Annotated in this window: 18 protein-coding genes; 9 read left to right on the top strand and 9 right to left on the bottom strand. The window is 44.8% G+C overall.

What is annotated here, in order from left to right; genetic code table 11:
• Positions 1-20: 20 nt before the first annotated feature.
• Entirely contained in the window at positions 21-794 is a 774-nt protein-coding gene (locus tag NV381_RS31895; RefSeq protein WP_258217349.1) for a gluconate 2-dehydrogenase subunit 3 family protein, read from the bottom strand.
• A 311-nt stretch (positions 795-1,105) separates the two neighbouring features.
• Between NV381_RS31895 and NV381_RS31890 the strand changes: the two genes are divergently transcribed.
• From NV381_RS31890 to NV381_RS31865, 6 genes are all read left to right on the top strand, one after another.
• Positions 1,106-2,068, top strand: coding sequence for an ABC transporter permease (locus NV381_RS31890; RefSeq protein ID WP_258217348.1), 963 nt, complete (start codon positions 1,106-1,108; stop codon positions 2,066-2,068).
• Positions 2,069-2,084: 16 nt separating this feature from the next.
• Entirely contained in the window at positions 2,085-2,951 is an 867-nt protein-coding gene (locus tag NV381_RS31885; RefSeq protein WP_258217347.1) for a carbohydrate ABC transporter permease, read from the top strand.
• A 54-nt stretch (positions 2,952-3,005) separates the two neighbouring features.
• The gene (locus NV381_RS31880) at positions 3,006-4,565 is read left to right on the top strand and encodes an extracellular solute-binding protein (protein ID WP_258217346.1); all 1,560 of its coding nucleotides are present in this window, start codon (positions 3,006-3,008) and stop codon (positions 4,563-4,565) included.
• A gap of 33 nt (positions 4,566-4,598) precedes the next feature.
• On the top strand, positions 4,599-5,525 hold the full coding sequence (locus NV381_RS31875) for a TauD/TfdA dioxygenase family protein (protein ID WP_258217345.1): 927 nt from the start codon (positions 4,599-4,601) through the stop codon (positions 5,523-5,525).
• A gap of 122 nt (positions 5,526-5,647) precedes the next feature.
• On the top strand, positions 5,648-7,042 hold the full coding sequence (locus NV381_RS31870) for a sulfatase (protein WP_258217344.1): 1,395 nt from the start codon (positions 5,648-5,650) through the stop codon (positions 7,040-7,042).
• 203 nt (positions 7,043-7,245) lie between these two features.
• Positions 7,246-8,010, top strand: coding sequence for an ABC transporter ATP-binding protein (locus tag NV381_RS31865; protein WP_258217343.1), 765 nt, complete (start codon positions 7,246-7,248; stop codon positions 8,008-8,010).
• A gap of 70 nt (positions 8,011-8,080) precedes the next feature.
• On the opposite strand, the gene NV381_RS31860 is transcribed toward NV381_RS31865, so the two are convergent.
• Entirely contained in the window at positions 8,081-8,986 is a 906-nt protein-coding gene (locus NV381_RS31860) for a LysR family transcriptional regulator (RefSeq protein WP_258217342.1), read from the bottom strand.
• A gap of 118 nt (positions 8,987-9,104) precedes the next feature.
• Here NV381_RS31860 and NV381_RS31855 point away from each other — a divergent pair, with 118 nt between their 5' ends.
• From NV381_RS31855 to NV381_RS31845, 3 genes are read left to right on the top strand one after another with little or no spacing between them, the layout of a single operon-like run.
• Complete coding sequence (locus NV381_RS31855; protein WP_258217341.1) at positions 9,105-10,139, top strand: aliphatic sulfonate ABC transporter substrate-binding protein; 1,035 nt, start codon at positions 9,105-9,107, stop codon at positions 10,137-10,139.
• 20 nt (positions 10,140-10,159) lie between these two features.
• The gene (locus tag NV381_RS31850; RefSeq protein ID WP_258217340.1) at positions 10,160-11,152 is read left to right on the top strand and encodes an Ldh family oxidoreductase; all 993 of its coding nucleotides are present in this window, start codon (positions 10,160-10,162) and stop codon (positions 11,150-11,152) included.
• A 29-nt stretch (positions 11,153-11,181) separates the two neighbouring features.
• On the top strand, positions 11,182-11,964 hold the full coding sequence (locus NV381_RS31845) for an ABC transporter permease (RefSeq protein ID WP_258217339.1): 783 nt from the start codon (positions 11,182-11,184) through the stop codon (positions 11,962-11,964).
• Positions 11,965-12,049: 85 nt separating this feature from the next.
• Here the strand turns inward: NV381_RS31845 and NV381_RS31840 are convergent, their stop codons facing one another.
• The 7 genes from NV381_RS31840 to NV381_RS31810 all read right to left on the bottom strand — a co-directional run bounded on the left by NV381_RS31840 (position 12,050) and on the right by NV381_RS31810 (position 20,024).
• Positions 12,050-13,771, bottom strand: coding sequence for a methyl-accepting chemotaxis protein (locus tag NV381_RS31840; protein ID WP_258217338.1), 1,722 nt, complete (start codon positions 13,769-13,771; stop codon positions 12,050-12,052).
• Between the two features lie 395 nt (positions 13,772-14,166).
• The gene (locus NV381_RS31835) at positions 14,167-14,370 is read right to left on the bottom strand and encodes a hypothetical protein (protein WP_258217337.1); all 204 of its coding nucleotides are present in this window, start codon (positions 14,368-14,370) and stop codon (positions 14,167-14,169) included.
• A 165-nt stretch (positions 14,371-14,535) separates the two neighbouring features.
• Positions 14,536-15,279, bottom strand: a complete 744-nt coding sequence (nfsA, locus tag NV381_RS31830; protein WP_258217336.1) for an oxygen-insensitive NADPH nitroreductase — start codon at positions 15,277-15,279, stop codon at positions 14,536-14,538.
• A gap of 187 nt (positions 15,280-15,466) precedes the next feature.
• Positions 15,467-16,300, bottom strand: a complete 834-nt coding sequence (locus NV381_RS31825) for a hypothetical protein (protein WP_258217335.1) — start codon at positions 16,298-16,300, stop codon at positions 15,467-15,469.
• A 16-nt stretch (positions 16,301-16,316) separates the two neighbouring features.
• A complete protein-coding gene (locus NV381_RS31820) occupies positions 16,317-17,504 on the bottom strand; it encodes an ABC transporter permease (RefSeq protein ID WP_308862381.1) in 1,188 nt (395 codons plus the stop codon).
• A gap of 29 nt (positions 17,505-17,533) precedes the next feature.
• On the bottom strand, positions 17,534-18,235 hold the full coding sequence (locus tag NV381_RS31815; RefSeq protein WP_258217333.1) for an ABC transporter ATP-binding protein: 702 nt from the start codon (positions 18,233-18,235) through the stop codon (positions 17,534-17,536).
• Positions 18,236-18,320: 85 nt separating this feature from the next.
• Complete coding sequence (locus NV381_RS31810; RefSeq protein WP_258217414.1) at positions 18,321-20,024, bottom strand: alkaline phosphatase; 1,704 nt, start codon at positions 20,022-20,024, stop codon at positions 18,321-18,323.
• Positions 20,025-20,768 lie beyond the last annotated feature (744 nt).

Raw genomic sequence — 20,768 nt, 5'->3', positions numbered from 1 at the left:
TCAGCTATGTTTTTTCAATATCAATGGGTTGCAAAATGATCGTGGAGACTGCGCGGCTCCATGTGAACAAACTCGTTTTTTTCCATAATATCTGTGTAAACCATCTGATTCCCGGGATATTTACGCATTTTCCAGCCCATCATGTTCTTGTTTCCTCCGTACACGGGGTCAGAATACACTCCTTCCAAGGTCACTCTGCGCAATAAATTAAAAAAGGTTTTGCCTGTAACGTCGTTAATGACCTGAATTTCACCCTTCTCCAAAGAAGTTAAGATCGCATCCTTCTCTTCGTCGGAAAGGTCGACAAACGATTTCGTATATTTCTTCTTGCTCGCCTCTTCCATGGCTTGCAGCCCCATAGTAAACAGCTCATTGCGTTGAATGATCTGGTAATCTCCTTGAGTAACTTCTCCCTTAATAAAAGGGCCAATCCGATATTCACGGGCATTTATCCCCCAAGGGCTAGCCATTTGATGGTCAATGAAAAAAGCCACCCCGAGCTCTGCTGCTCCCGGTCCAATATCATCCTTGGGATAAATTCTTTCAGCCGCCGCTTCCGTTATTTGCAGCTGAAGCTGATTGAAGTACATAGGTGCCTGATTGAAATCTGCCGTCTGCGCTGCCGTCCCCGGAGTTGGTGCCGGTGCTGGCACGGCCGGATTTTTGCGAAATCCGCCGGCGATTGCTCCACCAATTACTCCACCTACAACGGCCCCACCAATAGCGGTTCCCGAATATTTAAGAAACTGACGACGAGAATCGCTAGGCGGCTGTTCGTTACGCCGTTCCGCCATATAAAAGCCTCCTTTGATGTTTTTGGTCAACTTATTTGTAAAATTGGTATTTGTAGGGTTATTTTGAACTAAGGCCCAACCTTTTATGCAAGAAAACTAAGTGAATCACAAAATTTACTGAAAAGATTTGGGTTTACAAATATAGGGATCGATGATAGAATTCAATCATCAAGTATTCACATTATTCTCATCGGAATTAAATGATTTTATGAATGGATAAACCCTCATATCATGTCTACTGGTCAACCGGAGACACAACATGGCTTACTCATGTTGTGTCTTTTTTTATTTTAGAAAGGAGGAATCTGGGAGTGACTTTAGCAAAAGGGGAATACAGGGTCAGTCATACAAGCCATACCGTTCCTAAGAAAGCCAAGCTGTGGCGCTACCTCTGGTTTCATCGGTATTTATACTTAATGCTGGCTCCAGCGATCCTTTATTACCTTGTATTTCATTATGTTCCGATGTACGGAGCTGTCGTTGCCTTCAAAGATTTCAGCATTACCAAAGGGATTCTCGGTAGCGACTGGGCCGGGCTGAAGCACTTCAATTATTTGTTTTCTCAAGATAAATTTTGGCAGGTTATTGAGAACACAATCATTATTAGCTTGTACCGGCTCACCTTCGGCTTTCCAGCGCCTATCCTTGTCGCTCTGCTCTTAAATGAAGTGCGCATTAAGCTGTTCAAACAAACCGTGCAGACTGTAATCTATCTACCTCATTTTATTTCGTGGGTAATTCTCGGCGGTTTAATGATCAATCTGCTATCCACAGATAATGGAGTAATCAATAACATCATTAAAGCGTTGGGGGGAACTGCTCTCGGCTTCATGAGCGAAGAATCTTACTTCCGAAGTACCCTCGTATTTTCGATGATTTGGAAGGAATTTGGTTGGAATACGATTATTTACATGGCTGCCCTTGCTGGAATCAATCCGCAGCTTTATGAAGCTGCCGTAATAGACGGAGCCAATCGTTGGCAGCGTTTGCTGCATCTAACCCTCCCTTTAATTCGGGGAACGATCATACTGCTGCTAATTCTAAGGCTCGGAGGGATTATGGAAGCCGGTTTCGAGCAGATCTACGTCCTATATCATCCGGGTGTTTATAACGTAGCTGATATTATCGACACCTATGTATACCGGATCGGTTTAACTGAAGGGCGGTTCAGCCTCGCTGCCGCAGTAGGATTATTCAAATCCCTTATCAATTTTGTTCTACTGGTCATGGCGAATAAGCTGGCAAGAATGATGGGAGAACAAGGGGTTTATTAAGGAGGGAGGAAGCGGTATGAACCGCATTGGAACAGCAGGAAGGTTTTTTGACATCTTTAACTTCCTATTCTTAAGCTTTTTGGCACTCATAACGATATACCCTTTCTGGGATACCTTGATCGTGTCCGTCATCCCGCTGAATGAGTATTTAAATTCCACAATCCATGTATTTCCGACCAGCTTGACGTTCGATGCTTACATCTATTTATTTTCCATGAAAGAGCTGTGGACTTCTTACGGTGCGACGTTATTTATCACCACTGTAGGAACGGCTATCAATATGATATTGACCGTTATGGCGGCTTACGCGCTTTCCAAACCGCAGCTCAAAGGTCACCGGGTCATAATGTTTCTTATTGTGTTTACTATGATGTTCAGCGGGGGGATCATCCCTACCTATTTGATCGTTAAAAATTTGGGCTTAATGAATACCTTATGGGCTTTAATAATCCCAAGTGCCATTAATACTTACAATTTGATTATTATGAGAAATTTCTTTGGCTCTCTCCCTGAAGGCCTTGTGGATGCTGCACGGATAGACGGCAGTAATGATATGGGTGTGCTTTTTAAAATTGTCATTCCCCTTTCCATGCCGGCCATTTCAACGATTACCTTGTTTTATGCAGTATCCCGCTGGAATGAATTTTTTAATGCCATCTTTTTTATAAGTGATAAAAATCTTTGGCCGCTTCAGCTCTTTTTGAGAAGTATGCTGTTTGAGAACGAATCGTCCTATTCAGGCGGCGGAGATAATGTTTTCTTGCTGGGCCCCTCCATTAAAATGGCAACGGTGATGGCGGCGACGATCCCTGTTATGCTCGTGTATCCTTTTTTCCAAAAATATTTTGTGAATGGCGTTATGGTCGGCGGTGTCAAAGAATGATTTAGGACTACTGCCAGCTTACTTATAGAAAACATTCCGATGGAGGATCAGAAGATGAAATGGAACCCACACACAGTTAAAAAATGGTTTATCGGTGCAAATGCATTGGCTTTAATGGCTGCCGTTGGATGCTCAAATACACCAGCTAGTACGGCGAACACTGCAGTTAGCGATGGAAAACCGAGCTCAAACTCAAATCAGCCTTATGAGCTGACCTATCTGACAACCGGAGACCAAGGCGCGAAGCCTTTGCAGCCCAACGATCGCATTATCGCGGAAATTAATAAACGATTAAACATTAAGCTTAATGTCAAAATCGTACCTGAAAATGCTTTTGACAAAATTAATGTAGCTTTTGCTAGTGGCGATTTGCCTGATGTCGTGACAACCCAATACCCTTCAGAAACGGTATCTCAATGGGTAAAAGAAGGCATTATTATCCCTCTGAATGATTATTTAAAGGATACACCCTCCCTAAAAGCCAAACTGGAAGACGGCCTGAAGTGGACCGCAGTGGACGGAAAATATTACGGCTACCCGTTCATCAGCCAGCAGGAAAAGTCCAATTATACGATTCAGTTTAGACAGGATTGGCTCGAGAAACTCGGCTTACAGCCTCCCAAAACGATTGAGGAATTTTATAGCACGCTTAAAGCAGTCGTAGAAAAGGATCCCGACGGGAACGGCAAAGCCGATACCTATGGTTTTATTACTAACAAGCCTATAGCAGGGGATGCTCTGACAGCCTTTGACTTTGTCTTTTATGCGTATGGCTTGCCTTACGGAGATTGGGCTCAGGATGAGAAAGGCAATGTGATCCCTAAATTTGAGCATCCCGCCTTCAAGAAGGGACTGACGGAGCTAAGAAAATGGTATTCGGAGAAGCTGATCGATCCCGAATTTATCGTATACGACCGGCCGCTGAAGGAGCAAAAGTTTTTCCAAAGCAAAGCGGGCTTCATGGACGGTCCCTTGTTCCGGCACGTAAGCCGCATTGAGGGCAGCTTGCAGCAGGTGAATCCTGCGGGAAAATTAGGCTATGCACCGCCTCCTGCCGGTCCTGAAGGTAAGCAGGGAATGGCTTTCAAAGGAAAAAATGCTTTCTATACTTCCGTTACCAAGCAAGCAAAAAATCCGCAAAAGGCGGCGCAATTTATCGATTTCTTATTATCCAAAGAGGGACGCGACCTGCTCCAATTAGGTATTGAAGGCGTTCATTATACCAAGCAGGGCGATAAAATTAACTACAATGAAGAAGAACGAGCCAAAGACGGCTTTTCACCCAACGGCTGGTCTCACCCATTGGCGTGGGGTAATGTGACATGGCCTATCGACGAGAACTACTTGCCGCAAACCGAGCCAAGAATTGAACGGGCGCTTGATTCCGTTAATGTGGCTTCTAAGTATATCGTGCCGAATCTGGTAAACAAGAAAACAGGCTCGGAAATTGAATTCGGTAAAGCAGTCAATGAAGTATACAATCAATATTTCGTTAGTTTGTTAAACGGAAAACTCGATGTTGATAAAGGTATCGCCGAGCTAGGGCAAAAATGGCGACAAGCCGGAGGCGACAAAATTTTGAAGGAAGCTAACGACGAGCTTAAGAAAAAGTAATTCCATTTTACATATTCGAGAGGAGAATGTCCTATGTCCGAAGTCTTAACCAATCAAGAGCGTCCATTAAAGCTACCTGATCGCGGTATCCAGACAGGAGCACGTATTCTTAATCGTTTAGCAAAGGGGGTTGAAGATAAACCGTATACGCTGTTCGGCGTCAACCCGTTGGGTCCGCTCATCGGCGCCGAAATCACCGGTATCGATCTGCGCAACCCGGTTTCCCCAGAGCTGCAGCAAGAATTAAACCGGGCTCTGCTGGAGTGGAAGGTCATTTTCTTCCGCGATCAGCACATTACAAGCCAGCAGCAGCAAGCATTTGCCCAATTATGGGGAGAGCTTGAAACTCACCCTTTCCTTCCGCAAGGGGATTCAGACGAAGTGGTTCGGTTCGCCAAAAATGATAAAACGGAAGGTAAAGAGAACAGCTGGCATTCCGACGTGTCCTGGAGACTAGAACCTGCGCTTGGAGCCATACTTCGTCTTGTCGAAGTACCGCCTGCTGGAGGTGATACGCTCTGGGCTGATATGGGAGCGGCTTATGATAACCTGCCGGATGAAATCAAGGAACGAATCGACGGGCTTACCGCCATTCATGATTTCACCCATGCGTTTGGCGTCAGATTATCGCCGGATGAATTGGCGGCCAAACAAGCCGAATTTCCTGCGGCTGAACATCCAATAGTTCGCATCCATCCCGAGACGGGTCGTCGAACCTTATATGTGAATCCTAATTTCACATCGCGTATTGTCGGTCTGGAGCCGGACGAAGGCGAACAGCTCCTGCAGTATTTATTCAAGCAAGCGCATATTCCAGAATATCAGGTGCGTTTTCGTTGGGAAAACAATTCGATAGCTTTCTGGGATAATCGAGCTACACAGCATTATGCAGTCTCCGACTATTTCCCGAACCGCCGCGTTGCGGAACGTGTTGCTATAACGGGTGACCGCCCTTATTAATTCATTGGCAAAGAGCCCGCTGTTTTGAAAATATTCCTCCAAGGGGTAGGCATTTACCTCCCCTTTCCGAATATTTCTTTACAGCGGGTTCCCTTTTTATATCTACATATGGAGGTTTTGTTATGGAAAAAAACTCAAATAAACCGAATATTATTTTCGTCTTAATAGATGACATGGGTTGGAAGGATCTCAGTTGCTACGGCAGCACGTTTTATGAAACACCTCATTTAGACCGTTTAGCGGACGAGGGAATACGATTTACCGAAGCCTATGCTGCTTGTCCGGTATGCTCTCCTACCCGTGCAAGCATTATGAGCGGGAAATATCCGGCTACCCTTGGCGTCACTAATTGGATCGGCGGACATACACAAGGGCGTTTAATTGACGCTCCTTATATCGATCACTTACCCTTGGAGGAAAAAAGCCTTGCAGCGGCGCTGAAGGAAGGCGGGTATCGCACTTGGCATGTGGGCAAATGGCATCTCGGTGATCGGCCTTATTATCCGAATCGGCACGGTTTTGACATCAACATTGGCGGTTGTAATTGGGGAATGCCGAAGCAAGGCTACTTCAGTCCATATGGAATCGAGACACTGGAGGATGGGCCGGATGGAGAATATTTAACCGATAGGCTGACCGATGAAGCCATCAAGCTGATTAAACAAAATGACGGCCGTCCATTCTTTCTCAACTTGTGGCATTATGCAGTTCATACTCCTATCCAAGTCAACAATGAGTTTACAGAACAGTTCGTTGCCAAAGCAAAACGGTTAGGACTTGATCATGCCCATGCTATTATCCAAGGAGAGCAGTTCCCATGCGAACATAAAAAGCATTTGAATGTAGAACGAAGAGTCATACAATCCGATCCTGTCTACGCTGGCATGGTGTATAATTTGGACTTAAACATTGGAAGATTACTTGACGCACTAAAAGAAACCGGGCAATGGGACAACACCACCATCATTTTCACATCTGATAATGGAGGTCTTGCCACCGCAGAAGGCTCTCCGACCTGCAACAGTCCGCTAAGTGAAGGAAAGGGTTGGATGTACGAAGGAGGAGTAAGAGAACCCTTAATCGTGAAATGGCCGGGGGTTAGTCAGCCGGGATCCGTTTCTGAGGTGCCTGTTATAAGCACTGATTTTTACCCGACTCTTCTCGAAATGGCTGGAATTGCTCTTCGTCCCGAACAGCATAAGGATGGCTGCAGTCTCGTACCCCTTCTAAAGGGGGAGACCCGGTTAGATCGGGAAGCCATTTTCTGGAATTACCCGCATTATGGCAATCAAGGAGGTACGCCGGGCTCATCCATCCGCATAGGGGATTTCAAACTGATTGAGTTTTTTGAAGACGGCCGATTGGAGCTATATAATCTTAAGGATGATATTTCCGAAGAGCATAATTTGGCTGCCATTCTGCCCGATCAGGTAAAGTCTATGAAAGAAAAACTGACCGATTGGCGTCAAGAAGTAGGAGCCAGAATTCCACAAATCAATCCTGATTTTATCTTATAGAAGCAAACCCAGACTGCAGATTGTAAATAATAGGATCCACCACATCTCTATTGTTTATCACTCAAATTTACCTTGACTTTCTCTAAAACTTAAATTAAGATTTCTTGTCATATGAACTATCATCGATAATACCCAAACTGCCGTCTCCTCTTTAGCTTTTAAGAATGACAAGTTTAATCTCCTACACATGAGGTGAAGTAAGCATGGCGACCGTGAAATTTGTGAATGTGAACAAAACATTTGTTTCCAAGGAAAGTACTGTCCAAGCACTCCGTAATGTCAATTTAGAACTAAAGCAGGATGAATTTGTTGCGATCATCGGACCAAGCGGCTGCGGAAAAAGTACGCTGTTAAAAATAGCTGCCGGACTGGACACAAACTATCAGGGTTCTGTTCTTCTAGACGAGCAGTCGGTTACAAAACCAAGCATTGAAAAGGGATTTATTTTCCAAGAGCATCGGTTGTTTCCATGGCTAACGGTTGAAAAAAATATCGCAGCGGATTTGTCTTTAAAAGATCCTGCCGTCCGCCAAAAGGTGAACGAAGTTATAGAATTGGTAAAGCTGACCGGCTTTGAGAAAGCTTTCCCCAAACAACTTTCAGGCGGGATGTCCCAACGCGTAGCAATCGCTCGCGCACTTATGCGTCAGCCTCAGTTACTTCTTCTCGATGAGCCCTTTGGGGCGCTCGATGCCTTTACAAGAAACCATATGCAAGAAGCGCTGCTGGACATTTGGCGTGACAACCGTATGACTATGCTGCTTGTGACTCATGATATTGACGAAGCTATCTTCTTGGCCGATCGAATTGTTGTCATGGAAGCCAAGCCTGGAACCGTTAAGGAGATTATTTCCATCGACTTGCCTCATCCACGTGCCCGCGTCTCCACATCATTCATGGAATATCGCAAACGCGTTTTATGGGCCTTAAGCGGCTATGAGGATCTTGAACCTGCCTATTCCATTTAAACTAAAACTAACTGCTATTATAAGTGTCATTTCCATCCGGTTTGCCCCTGCGGCAGGTCGGATTTTTTGTTTACTTTTCCAACAGGTGAATCTCCCTCATTAAATATTTCAAAAACACTTGGTGCGTCCTAGGAAAATGCTGTTTTTTGGAGCGTGCGCACCCGAAGGTCACAACGTTGCTATCATCGTTCACGAGTGGAATCGCCACGATTTCACCACTGGTAATTAGAGGATCCTTCTTAATGCTGAACTCTATAAATATACCTATCGCGGCTCCCTCAGCTATGGTTCTTTTTAGTACCTCTTGATTGTTGGATGTAAAAATAATGTTGACGGGTCCATACTTTTCCTTGAATTGCCTCATATAGCGATTTGAAAAGCTGCCGTTAATGCTAACAAAGGGCTGATTGATTAGCTCTTTTCGAGTAACACTCGTTTTGGTGGCTAGCCATGAATGTCTGCTTACGCAAACAACCACACGCGATTCAACCATCTTCGTTAACCACAGCTCATCCGTTACACCAGGTTCGTGATTTAAATAAATTAAACCCATATCCGTCTTGTTTTGTTTAATATCCTCGATAATTTCAGTTGAATCCTTCTCCGTTATCTCTAATCGAACATATGGATAATGATTTTTAAAGGACACAATCGATTTGGGAAGAATCGCCATGAAATTAGGGCTTACCGACAGGCGAACTTCCCCTTCAATGTGGTCATTCTGCATAAGTACGGCATCTCTGACATCCTGAATTTTGATGAGTGCCTCACTTGCTTTATCAATAATAATTCTTCCACGATCTGTTGGGACGGTTCCCATCCGAGTACGCTCGAACAATTCAAAACCAATTTCAGCTTCCAGCCTCGCCAGAGCTTTGCTTATCCCTGCCTGAGATACATGCATGATTTCAGCCGTTGTAGAGATAGAGCCCGTTCTCGCAATATTAACAATGTATTCCAGTTGCTCTATGTTCATATCATAACCCCTTTAAACCATAACTTTGAGTCATATAAGCATAACACATAGTTACTATACTTGTTTACTCGGATATAGTAAAGTTTAGATACTTTAAGATGCGAAAAGGAGATTTATTATGAAAAAATCACGAGTATCCACTTTAGTATTATTCCTAAGTCTTATACTTATTCTAGCAGCATGCGGCAGTAAAACAAGCGATACTAAATCAAACAGCGCCGCTCCAAGCTCATCTCAACAGCAAAAAGAAGTTGTCGTGAACATTGGCGTTCAACACGCAGTGGCCCCTCTTGTATTGGCACAGCAAAAGAAATGGTTCGAAGAAGAATTTGCTAAATATAACGCGAAGGTCAACTGGCTCGAAGTACAAGGTGGCCCTCCCCAATTTGACGCCATCCTCACCAATCGCCTTGATCTAGCTGTCACTGGCAATACTCCAGTAATCACTGCACAAATAGCGGACATACCGTTCAAAGAAATCGCCGTTGGCAGCACGGGCTCGAAGAATAATGCTCTACTAGTACCAAAAGGCAGTGCGATTAAAGGCGTTGAGCAGTTAAAAGGTAAAAAAATCGCCGTCGCCAAAGCGACTAGCGGCTATGATATGTTGTTCCGCTTGATAGATAAAGCAGGTTTAAAAGCAACAGATGTACAGATTATTCAACTATCCGCTGATGAAGCGAAGGCTGCTTTCATCGGAGGTTCCGTTGACGCTTGGAGCATAGGCGAGCCTTACTTATCCACTACCGTGGTTAATGATGGAGCTACTGTATTGGCGGACGGATCCAATATCAATTATATAAGCCCGGCTTTCCATATTGCCCGCACCAAATTCGCTGAGGAACATCCTGAGCTTGTAACAGCCTACTTAAAAGTTTTGGAGAAAACCTTGATTTGGCAAAATCAAAATCTTGATGAAGCTGTTAAGATTTACTCCGAAGGAACCAAGTTGAATGCAGATGTTGTTAAATCCGTAATCAAAAATGTTAGCTTCGCTACGCTTCCAGTATCCGACCCATTTGTGAAGGGCCAGCAAGAGCTAGCACAATTTCTTCTCAATGAGAAAGCCATTAACAAGCTGGTTGATCCATCCAAGGTTGTTGACAATACTTTCATTAATAAAGCATTAGAAGACATCAAAAACAATAAATAACACCTCGAGGTGAATCTATTATGAGTAATGTAACTCTTCCTATTCAAGAGCTAAGAGAACTGGGCAGACAAGTTCTGCTCAAGCATGGAGCAACCAAGCGTGAAGCCGAAATCGTAACGGAAGATTATTTGGACGCTGATCTAAGAGGCCGTTTCTCTCACGGCTTTACTTACTTCAGAAATGCCGTAGAGGCTTTCACCGACAAAGGGGTATACCAGGTAGGCCCATTCGATGGATCCTATATGCATATTACCGGCAACAGCGACTTAGGGCACATCGTAGCTCGCGAAGCTATCGACCTTGCCATTCCATTTTTACCTGACCGCAAGATGATATCCATAGGCCTAACTGACATTACAAGGTTCAACTGTTCAGGAATTATTGCAAGATACGGAGCTGAGCAAGGTGCAGTAACGCTAGTATTCGCTTATGGCGGGACGAGCGTTATGACTCCACCTGGAGGTATGGCAGCAGCGGTTAACAACACACCGCTTGGGATTGCCATCCCGCACACTGATCCGTTGTTTGTTCTGGATATGGCAACATCTGAGCGTGCCTGGGGTCATGTGACTCTGGCCAAATATAATCAGGAAGCCATTCCGAACACATGGGGAGTAGATCAACAAGGACAGCCTACGACCAACCCTGCTGAAGTGAAGTATTTATCACCTGTCGGAGGTTATAAGGGATTCGGATTAGCGCTTGCGTTCGAAATGCTTGGAGGCGCTTTGGTCAATGTTCCTATCGGCTCCAAAGGGCCAGGAAAAAGCAGAGGTGCGCTCATTCAGTTGATCGATCCTACCATATTTGGTCATACGGTAGAATCTTTCCGCGAGCAGGTAACCGGATTTCTAGGAGAGATCAATGCTGTACCGACTGTAGACCCAGACCATTCGATTACGTATCCAGGTCAAGCATCCGAGCAGCGATATCGTGAGCAGCTCAACTCAGGCGTCATTACCGTACATGAATCTGTTATTCAATATCTTCAAAATCAACTTAAAGATGAATAAAATTAGACTACCATTGAAGAGGGCTTTCTATGAAAACTCGCGAACATTATAAGAAATATATGTACGGAATCATATTGCCTGCCATTATATTAACCATTTGGCAATTGGTCGGATCGCTGCATCTGGTTCCTCCTCAATTGCTTCCTACACCAATTCAGATTTTTGAAGCTTTTATAACCTTGATCGGTGACGGTGTACTACTGGACAACCTTTCCGTTAGTATTTATCGTGCTGTCGTCGGCTTTGTTATCGGAGGCGGACTTGGTTTAATATCAGGATTATTGGTCGGTTTTTTTCGGAAGACGGAATATACCTTGGATCCTACCTTGCAAATGATTAGAACCGTACCGCATTTGGCCATCATGCCGCTATTTATTTTATGGTTCGGGTTCGGTGAGTTTTCGAAAGTACTGCTGATCGCTAAAGGAGCTTTTTTCCCGCTCTACCTAAACACCTTTCTCGGTATTCGCGGGATTGACTCCAAGCTATTCGAGGTTTCACGCGTGCTTGAGTTCAGCCGGTTTAAACAAGTGACTAAGCTTATACTACCTTCCGCGATGCCTAATATCCTGCTTGGTCTTCGCCTTTCACTTGGTATGGCGTGGCTGAGCCTCATCGTTGCTGAATTGATGGGAGCCAATTCTGGTGTTGGCTATATGATATCCGACGCGAGACAATTTGCCCAAACCGATGTCGTATTTGTTGGCATTGTAATATTTGCTTTAGTTGGCAAGCTGACGGATTCTCTTGTACGCAAGCTTGAGGATCGATTGCTGCGCTGGCGAGACAGCTACGATGGAGCCGATAAATAATACATCGGATCACACTATGAAAAATGTTTAAATGACAAAAAGAGCTTCAACCAAACATCGCGGTTGGAGCTCTTTTATATTTGTACTATAGCTTAAACTTTTGGATCAGTAGTTCCAGGCGCTCTGACATTTCTTCAAGCTTTTCAGAAGAAACCGATATTTGCTGCATAGCTTCCATCTGAACCTCGGCCGCTCTGGCTATACCTTGAAAATGCTCTGAGGTATCTCTGGACAGCTTGTCCATCTCATCAGCGGATGCCGTGACTTGCTCGGCTCCCGCGGCTATCTCTTCAGAGACAGCCGAAACCTCTTGAACCTGCTTCGCAACCCTTTCCACCTCAGACTGAATACGTCCAAAAGCATTGCCGGCATTCCTTACAATAACAAGACCCGACTCCACTTCATTCGTATCCATGTTAACCCCTTTTACAACCTTGGCCGTATCTTCCAAAATATAACCAATCAATTCGCCGATTCTGGCTGCTGATTCCTCCGATTGAACCGACAGCTTGCGGACTTGGTCGGCTACGACGGCGAAGCCTTTTCCATGCTCACCGGCTCTTGCCGCTTCAATTGCAGCATTCAGCGCCAACAGGTTCGTTTGAGCAGATATGTCTTTAATTACATCGACAATTTGGCCAACATGATCCGACCGCTCGGCCAGCTGCTCAATATCCTTAGCCATTAAATGGGATGATGCTTGTATCGATTCCATCTGCTTCAATGCCTGGAGCACAAAATCGTTGCCGATTCTGGCGGCATCGGTAGCTTCCTTGGAGGCCTCAGCAACTACAGATAAGGAGTCGGCAATACGTTGAACGCCTGCCCCTACCTCATCCACGGCCCTTGCTGTTTCACCGCTTCGCTGCTCCTGTGTCTTGGCAACCTCCACAGCATCCGACAAATATCCGGTTATCTGTTCACTCGAGGCACTAGTCTCTCCCGCGCTCTCCGCCAGAACTTGACTGGACTGCTTCATATTATGAACGCTGTTTTGAATTTCTTGAATCATATCCCTTAGTACAAAAATCATTTTTTGGAATGCATCAGAAAGACGGCCAATTTCATCCTTGCCCTTCACTTCCGTTTTCGCTGTCAAATCCCCGCTTTGTACCTTCTGCATTTCGCGGGTTAACCGCAACACAGGTGAAACGATCATTCGAGAAAATATGTAAATAATAACAATTGAAACTAGCAAAATAGTCCCGGCAATGATCATCGTATTTCTTTTATTCTCACGAAGCAGCTCATAAACGGTTGAAGCGTCAAAATCAGCTCCGAGTACTCCCAGCAGTTCGCCTGTAGAGGACTTAATCGGAACATACGCTGAAACAAGGGCTCCGTAAGGCTCAATCTCCGTCAGCTCGCCAACCTGAATTTCACGATCCGCAAACGCCTTTTTCTGGACCACTCCCATGCTGGTCTCCACTTTACCCAACGGGGAAAAATCTTCTCCTTTAGCATCAAGAGGCATCCCGTCAACAATATAATAATATTCCGCAGCATCCCCTTTTTTTCGTTCGGCCATTGTATATAAATACTTCAAATTATTGGCCTCTCGAATATCATTCAGCTTTAAACGGAGCTCTTTGTAGTAAGCGTTTTCCCCCTTCTCAGGATTGATATCGCGGTATTTCTCAAGATCAATCTGCTTCGAAGCGTATTGTGCAATACTTCTTGCTTGTTCTCCCAGCGAATGTGTGATCAGACTGACCGAGGATGTATAAATCACGTAGCTTAATAAGGACCCTGACAATAAAATAATAATGGAAAAAACCAGCATAATACGCAGGTGAAGGCTTTTCAACGAATGTCTCCCCTTATTTTTATGATTTTCCTGTTTATTTTACTATAAATAGATCGTTTATACTATATAACCTTTGTTAAGTTTAATAGTTTTGAAGATGGAGCACGGCTCCACTCATCTATTCATTGAAGACATTCGCGCCAAAAGTCTGAAAGTAAAAATATTGGTCGGAGTGATCCCTGCTGTCGGATGGGCTATGGCATTCATTTCACAGTAAGAAAAACGCCTTGCGGCGTCCTTGGTGTACAATCTACGTTTGTGCGTGGGGAGGGAATCGGGTATGGGATTCCGGCCGCTGTTGAAGTTGTGTTCCTTTGAATGGAAGGCTTGCAGCGGGAGGAACACAAGCTTCAAAGGCGGACGCTATCGCTCCTCCATCCCACACCCGTTCCCTCTTACGGTTCTACTTTACTGCCTTCTGCTACCTCTTTCTTTACTGCTCCTAACCTATCGGTCAGCCGGTATTCATAGCCATGTACCCCTTGGTAGTACTCCGGGTACCTCTCTCCATCACAGGCTTCGTACCTAAACTGCGGCGGCTCCTCAGGATCCCCGTCGTCCATCCTATTGAAGTCACGAACCACTTTAAGCGGTATCATGACGGTGGTTCACCTGGAACACCTCTTCCGCCAGTACACGACTCCATTCTTTCCATGTTTCGTTACGAACGCTTCCTATGTGGGGGAACTCCAAAAATTTATACTTTCTTATCTCTAAAAAAAGACCTGACCCTCGCCCAGTCAGACCTTTTTTCTGCTGATCACTTAATCTCTGCCAAACCCCTGCTCCTCCAGATAGCTCTTCATATGAAGCCGCGCTGGAGTTTTAAGCTTATTGGCCATATCCTCGGTCCAAGTCGAGGTTCTTTTGCCACCTGTACGAAGGGTGATATATTCCTTCATCGTACGGTCATAGTCCTCAACAGGCTTCGTCATACGGTCGGAGTCGTATGTATTCTCATGCAGCACCGCATCCAGCGGTAAACGAGGACGCGGCCCCGACTGCTGATCCGGGTATCCGATGCACATGCCGAATACCGGATACACGTGTTGCGGCAGCTTAAGCAGCTTGGATACCTCCGCGATATGGTTGCGAATGCCGCCGATGTAGACAATGCCGAGACCCATCGACTCCGCCGCGATCGCGGCGTTCTGCGCGGCCAATGAAGCATCGACTGTGGCTACAATCAAATTCTCTGTTGTGCCTATATAAACAGGCTCATCATCTTCATGCTTGCCGTATGCCTTATGCAGTCTATGCAGATCGGCGCACCACACGAGAAACAATGGACACTCTACGATATAAGAATAATTGGCGGATAGAACGGACAACTGCTGCTTCATTCCTTGGTCCGATACCCTTATGATGCTGTACGCCTGGACATTACTGGAGGTCGAGGCACTCTGTGCCGAGGTTACAATGGCGCGAAGCTGTTCGTCGGTGACAGGCTGCTCTGTAAATTTGCGCATGGATGTGTGTTTCATTAATAAATCGATAACCTCATTCATTTCCCTTCATCCCGCCTCACTTCGTATGATTCTGTCCTATATTACCCATTATTTAGGATTCGATTACCGAAAGCAAGCTAAACCTCGAACTGAAATAAACGGCAGCCTCAAAGATCGGCTTATGCTTAAAGCGCCAATCTTTGGGGTCACCGTTTCATTTTACGGATCAGGACTTCCCTACTTATTACTATTCCTTTATCTTTTCAAACTTTGCATCATACATCCTGAACATAGTCTTATAACCGGACTCGTCAACCTTAATCCCGACATCCAGTCTGCCGGTGATTTTTAGAGGACCTGTCGTAAACCGAAGCTTATCCCCTTTGGGTAAATAGACGATCATGATCTGGTTCCAATAGGTTTCATCTCCATTATCAAAGGGACATTCGGCTCCAGGCTGAGGGATAAGCAGGAACCAGTTCTTTTCCATCGACAGCACTTCACCCATATATCCTTTGATTTCCACCTGTTTCCCACTTAAATCCCAAAACTTATCCGACGGAGTTGTCTGCTTATCGTTGTCGAAAAACTCCGCCCATTTAATCTCTGATTGATTAGCGCTTGCCGCCGGCTTCTTCGCAGGTGCTGCTTCTTGCTTCTCTTTCTCGGTGTTTTTCTTTTCCTCAGCTGCAGTATCAACCTGTGGTTCGACTTTTACAGCTGCTGCCGTCTCTATAGCTTGCTTAACCGGCTGTTCCGGTTGTTTAACGGGTTGGTCCGTTTGCTTTACCTTCACTTGCTCCTGTTCCTTCGGGGGATCAACTGGGGGAGAAGTGACGCTATTATTCAATACTGGAATTACGGGAGCATCGACTGAAGCAGCTGGTTCAGCTTTTTTCAATTCCGGTTTCTCTGCTGCTGGCTTCTTATCTTCGGTGACAACCGGGCTCGCAGAAGCTGACTTTTGCGGCTGCACTAACGGTATTGCTTCAGAAAACGTATGAACCTGCTGCTCGGAACCTTTATTTCCACACGCGGATAGAAGAATACCAAGCCCTACAAACAAACTTATCCACTTCATGATGTCCACCTCCTGGTTAGCTTCTAAATAATTGAAGAGTTTCGACCTTGTACACCCGATAAGCTGGACCAACGGAGGCTAGAATACCTAGCACGATAGTACCTGCTACTAAGTAAAGCTCGGTCGCTTCTATAGCAAACGCATTGATATGAATACCCGAGAACTCAAACATCATATTACTGCCCAAATAACATCCCAGGTGACCTATAAAAACACCTAATACCAGACCGATGGTTGTAATAAGCAGCCCTTCACCAATTAATGTAACCCATATAAAAGAAGCCGATTTGCCGATCAATCTCAATAAACCAACATCCTTTTGTTTCTCATGAATAGCGGCGACCAGTGACAGCGCAATAGAAATGGTGGCAAGCAAAATACATAATACGGTTACGACTGTAATTAATTCAGTTCCTCTGTCAACCATATTGACTACATCTGCAACGACTTTACTTGTATAAACCGCCTGGATATTATTCAGCTTGTCATATTCCAGCTTAATCGCTTGAGTACCCCCCAGAGACTTCGGTTTGACTAAAATAGCTGTTATTTCCTGCTGCTCGGCCTTCTCGTTGTGATGAACCTTCCAAGCATAATCGAGGGTTGTAAAAAGCGCCCGATCATCCGCACTATTCAGAGTGGGGAGTATACCCACTACCGTATAAATAAATTGGCTGTGCGCTTCTTCTTCCTCTGCATCGTGATCCGAATGCTCCATCTCTTCCGCTTCATGATGTTCAACAAGACCATGTCCGCCTTTAAATGTATCTCCCACTTTCAAGCTTGCCATCTTCGCGACATGCGAGCCTATAACAACCTCTCCGAGCTGATTGTACAGCCTTCCTTTTGCCAAGCTTCGTTCACCATATCTTACCGGAAAATAGGCGGGCTCGATACCGACAATAGGGTACCCGTTATAATTATCGCCCGTAGTCATAGCAAAAGCTTTATCCACCTCTTTATTGCTCTGCAGCTTCTCCAAAATAGGATGAGGGATATTTCCTGTTGGCGTGCCCACATGATACAGCGAATTTAAAACAAGCTGAGATTCGCTCCCCTTGGCGCCGACAGTCAGCTCAAAAGGACCGTAGCCCTTCGCTGCTCCTTCTTCAATTCCCGCTTTGGCGAGCATAAGAATAACTACCAGCGCAACCGTCAGCGATACGGAAATGATAGTCAAAAGAGACAGCGTCTTGCGATACACAATGTTTCTCCATATAAGATTCAACATGGTTAGCCTACCTTTATTTCATTGGTTATGTTCTTCGATATATCACGCTTTACAAGCGAATTGATTTCATTGATGTGAATGGTTTTTTGAAAAAGCTCAGATAAATGCAAGTCATGAGTGACAGCAACCAAAGTGCTTCCTTCTGCATCGCATAGATCGATTAACAGAGACATAATTTGTCGGGCTGTTTCAAAATCAAGACTTCCCGTAGGCTCATCGGCTAAAATGAGAGACGGCTTGTTGATAAGCGCTCTTACGATAGCTATACGCTGCTGTTGACCGCGAGATAATTGAGCAGGTCTATGATCTTTTCTATCGAGCATGGCTACTTTCTGTAACCATTCATGAACTTTCTTTTTTCTGTCTGCTTTTGCTATATGCGATGGGAGCACAAGCTCAATATTTTGCTCCGCGCTCAAAGATGGAATTAAATGGAAATCCTGAAATATATAACCGATTTTCTCGGCTCTGTATTGATCCCGGGCAGCTTCAGACAATTCATGCAACGGCTTAAGATCGACGCTTATGCTTCCACTATCCGGTTTAAGAATACCGCTTAACAAATGCAGCAACGTACTTTTACCGCTACCGCTTGGTCCTATAATAGCAACTCTTTGTCCCCGCTCTATTTCCCAATGCGGCACATCAAGTATAGGCAGGCTTTTGCCATTCAACAAAAAGGTTTTGACAACACGGTCCATCATGATCACTTATTTCACCTCAAGAGTAAAACAGGAGAACTCTAAAAAGTTCTCCTGCTTCGGTATAGTATAGTTAGCCGTTATCGAATTACTTTAAAATTAGACGCTCGGATAAAGCATCCCATTTCATGCTCATGCCTGTCAGTTGGTTGAATGCATCAAGAGACAAGTAAAGCGTTCCATTATCCAGGTTAGCTGCAAGTGAAGATTCTTTTCCGTTCAGTGTTACGCTGTTGTTCTCTACGTTAACTGTCAAGGTTTGCGCGCCCTTAGTAACTTTTACACTGTGGGAAGCTTCGTCCCAAGCTACTGTTGCACCCAATTTGTCAGCTAATGCTTTTACCGGATAAAGTACAGCGCCTTCGCGGGTAATTTTAAACTTAGGGTACAAGTATTTAGCTTGCATTTCAGCAGAAGTAGCAGCAAGATCCAGACCTACAACTTTTGCCCCAGCGAATGCGATTTGTGTGTTATCGATGTTGCCTTTTACCATATCAGCTATCGGACCGTAAGCCCATACGCCAACATCAACCGCGGAGTGACCATGACCAGCCCAACCAACTAACAATCGTTTGGACACGACTTCGTTATACGCACCTTCTTGCTTATAAGAGGAACCGTCACCTTTAATGATAAACTCAGCTTCCTCATCGCTTAAATCAGTGATCCAAGTATTTTCAGCAACAATAGCACGAACTTCTTCAACCGTTTTGGCTTTAGCTAGAGCGGCGTTGATAAACTCGGATGATTTCTTTTGCTTGCCCCACAAATCAATATTCAGCTCGTAGATGTTGTCACGGGACAAGGATAGTCCGCCTGTTTCATGGTCAGCTGTAATAACAACGGATGTGTTGCCATCTTTCTTAGCAAAATCCATAGCAACCTTCACAGCTGCATCGAAATCCAAAGCTTCTTGTACTGCAGTTGGGAAGTCATTCGCATGGGAAGCATGGTCAATACGTCCGCCCTCGATCATCATGACGAAGCCATTTTTTTGAGCAGACAAAATTTCAATCGCCTTCTCCGTCATAGCGCTAAGGCTTGGGATCGTATTGTCACGGTCAGGCGTATAAGCTACATGGGATCTACCGAACAATCCTAGAGCCTTTTCGTTTTTAGCAGTCAAGGATTTTAAGCTGTCTGTATTTTCAACGACTTTATAGCCTTTTGCTTCAAAATCGCCAATGATTCCTTTATCTGTACGCTTACCTTTATCTTCTTTGCCTACGAAGAAATCTTTACCGCCGCCAAAAAGTACGTCTACGCCACTATCCAAGTATTGGGATGCGATAGCATTCTCATTATCACGGGAGCGTACATGGGAGGCATAAACAGCCGGAGTAGCATGGGTAATTCTGGCTGTAGTAACCAAACCTGTTGCTTTGCCTTTTACTTCCGCAGCTTCAATAATGGATGCAAACGGTTTGGAAACATCTTCATTCGAAATACTGATACCCGCATTGTATGTTTTGTTACCCGTTGCAAAAGCTGTTCCGGCTGAAGCCGAATCCGTTACCGCTCCGGAAACGAATACTCCGCCATCTTCACCTGGATCTGCATATGTAGTAGCTTGGCCAACATAATAGCCGTCTAAATTCAATTTGTCTTTACCCAGCGCAGCTTTGGAAAAATAACGAGCAGCTGTAACCTGTGCAGGTCCCATTCCATCACCAATTAAAACAATAAGGTTTTTGGATGCTGTTGCTGGTGCTGCTGGCTTTGCTGCTTCTGTTGGTTTCGATGAATCTGTAGTTTTAACTTCATCCGCAGCACTGGATAATGGAATTGGCATTATAGATAGAAGCAAGCTGGTAGCGAGTAATCCTTTAGTAAGTTTGTTCAAAACAAAGTCCCCCCAGATAAATTAATGTATGTTCATATAATATCCTAATATAAATTGGCCCCCGGATTGTCAACCGATTGTAAACTACAGTTTAAGATTATATTAAGTTGCTGAAAGAATGGCTTCTATTCGAAGCCCGTTTGATGAAGATACATTCATTATCACTCCTCCCCCTCCCACACCGATGTTCTCTTTGTTCTACTATTTACTGTGCGTGCTTTCTTACTCTTAACCAGTCTTCGATCCGGCATTTATAGCCATGAACTCCTTGAAAGTATTCAGAGCGCATCTCTCCATCAGTTGCACATTGACTGCGGTGATACCTCCAGATCCCCCGCCCTAGTCACGTAGGAAGCGATTAAAGGTCAGTGCCGATATTAACGAAACCTGCCATCCAACACCGATTATTTAAGTAAACCTGCCATGTGCTTTTCTTTGTTAGTCGAAGAATTAGCGGAAGTAATTGTTCCGTTATGGCTTAGAAAGCACACAAAAACAGAGCGATAACGGAACAGTTGCTTCCGCTATCGCTCTGTTTTGTTCATAATTCTCATCATTCGCCCCACATAGTCGAGTAGGCGGGGCCTCTCCTTCTCTTGGATTGCGCCCCTTACCCCTCACAGATCCGTACGTGCGCTATTAACGCATACGGCTCTTCACTTCACCATTACAGGTCGACTGACGAACAGGTTC

The organism is Paenibacillus radicis (ex Xue et al. 2023), from assembly GCF_024722015.1.
Taxonomy (GTDB): Bacteria; Bacillota; Bacilli; order Paenibacillales; family NBRC-103111; genus Paenibacillus_S.
Note: the sequence above shows the minus strand (reverse complement) of the source record. Positions and strands in the feature narration are given on the sequence as shown.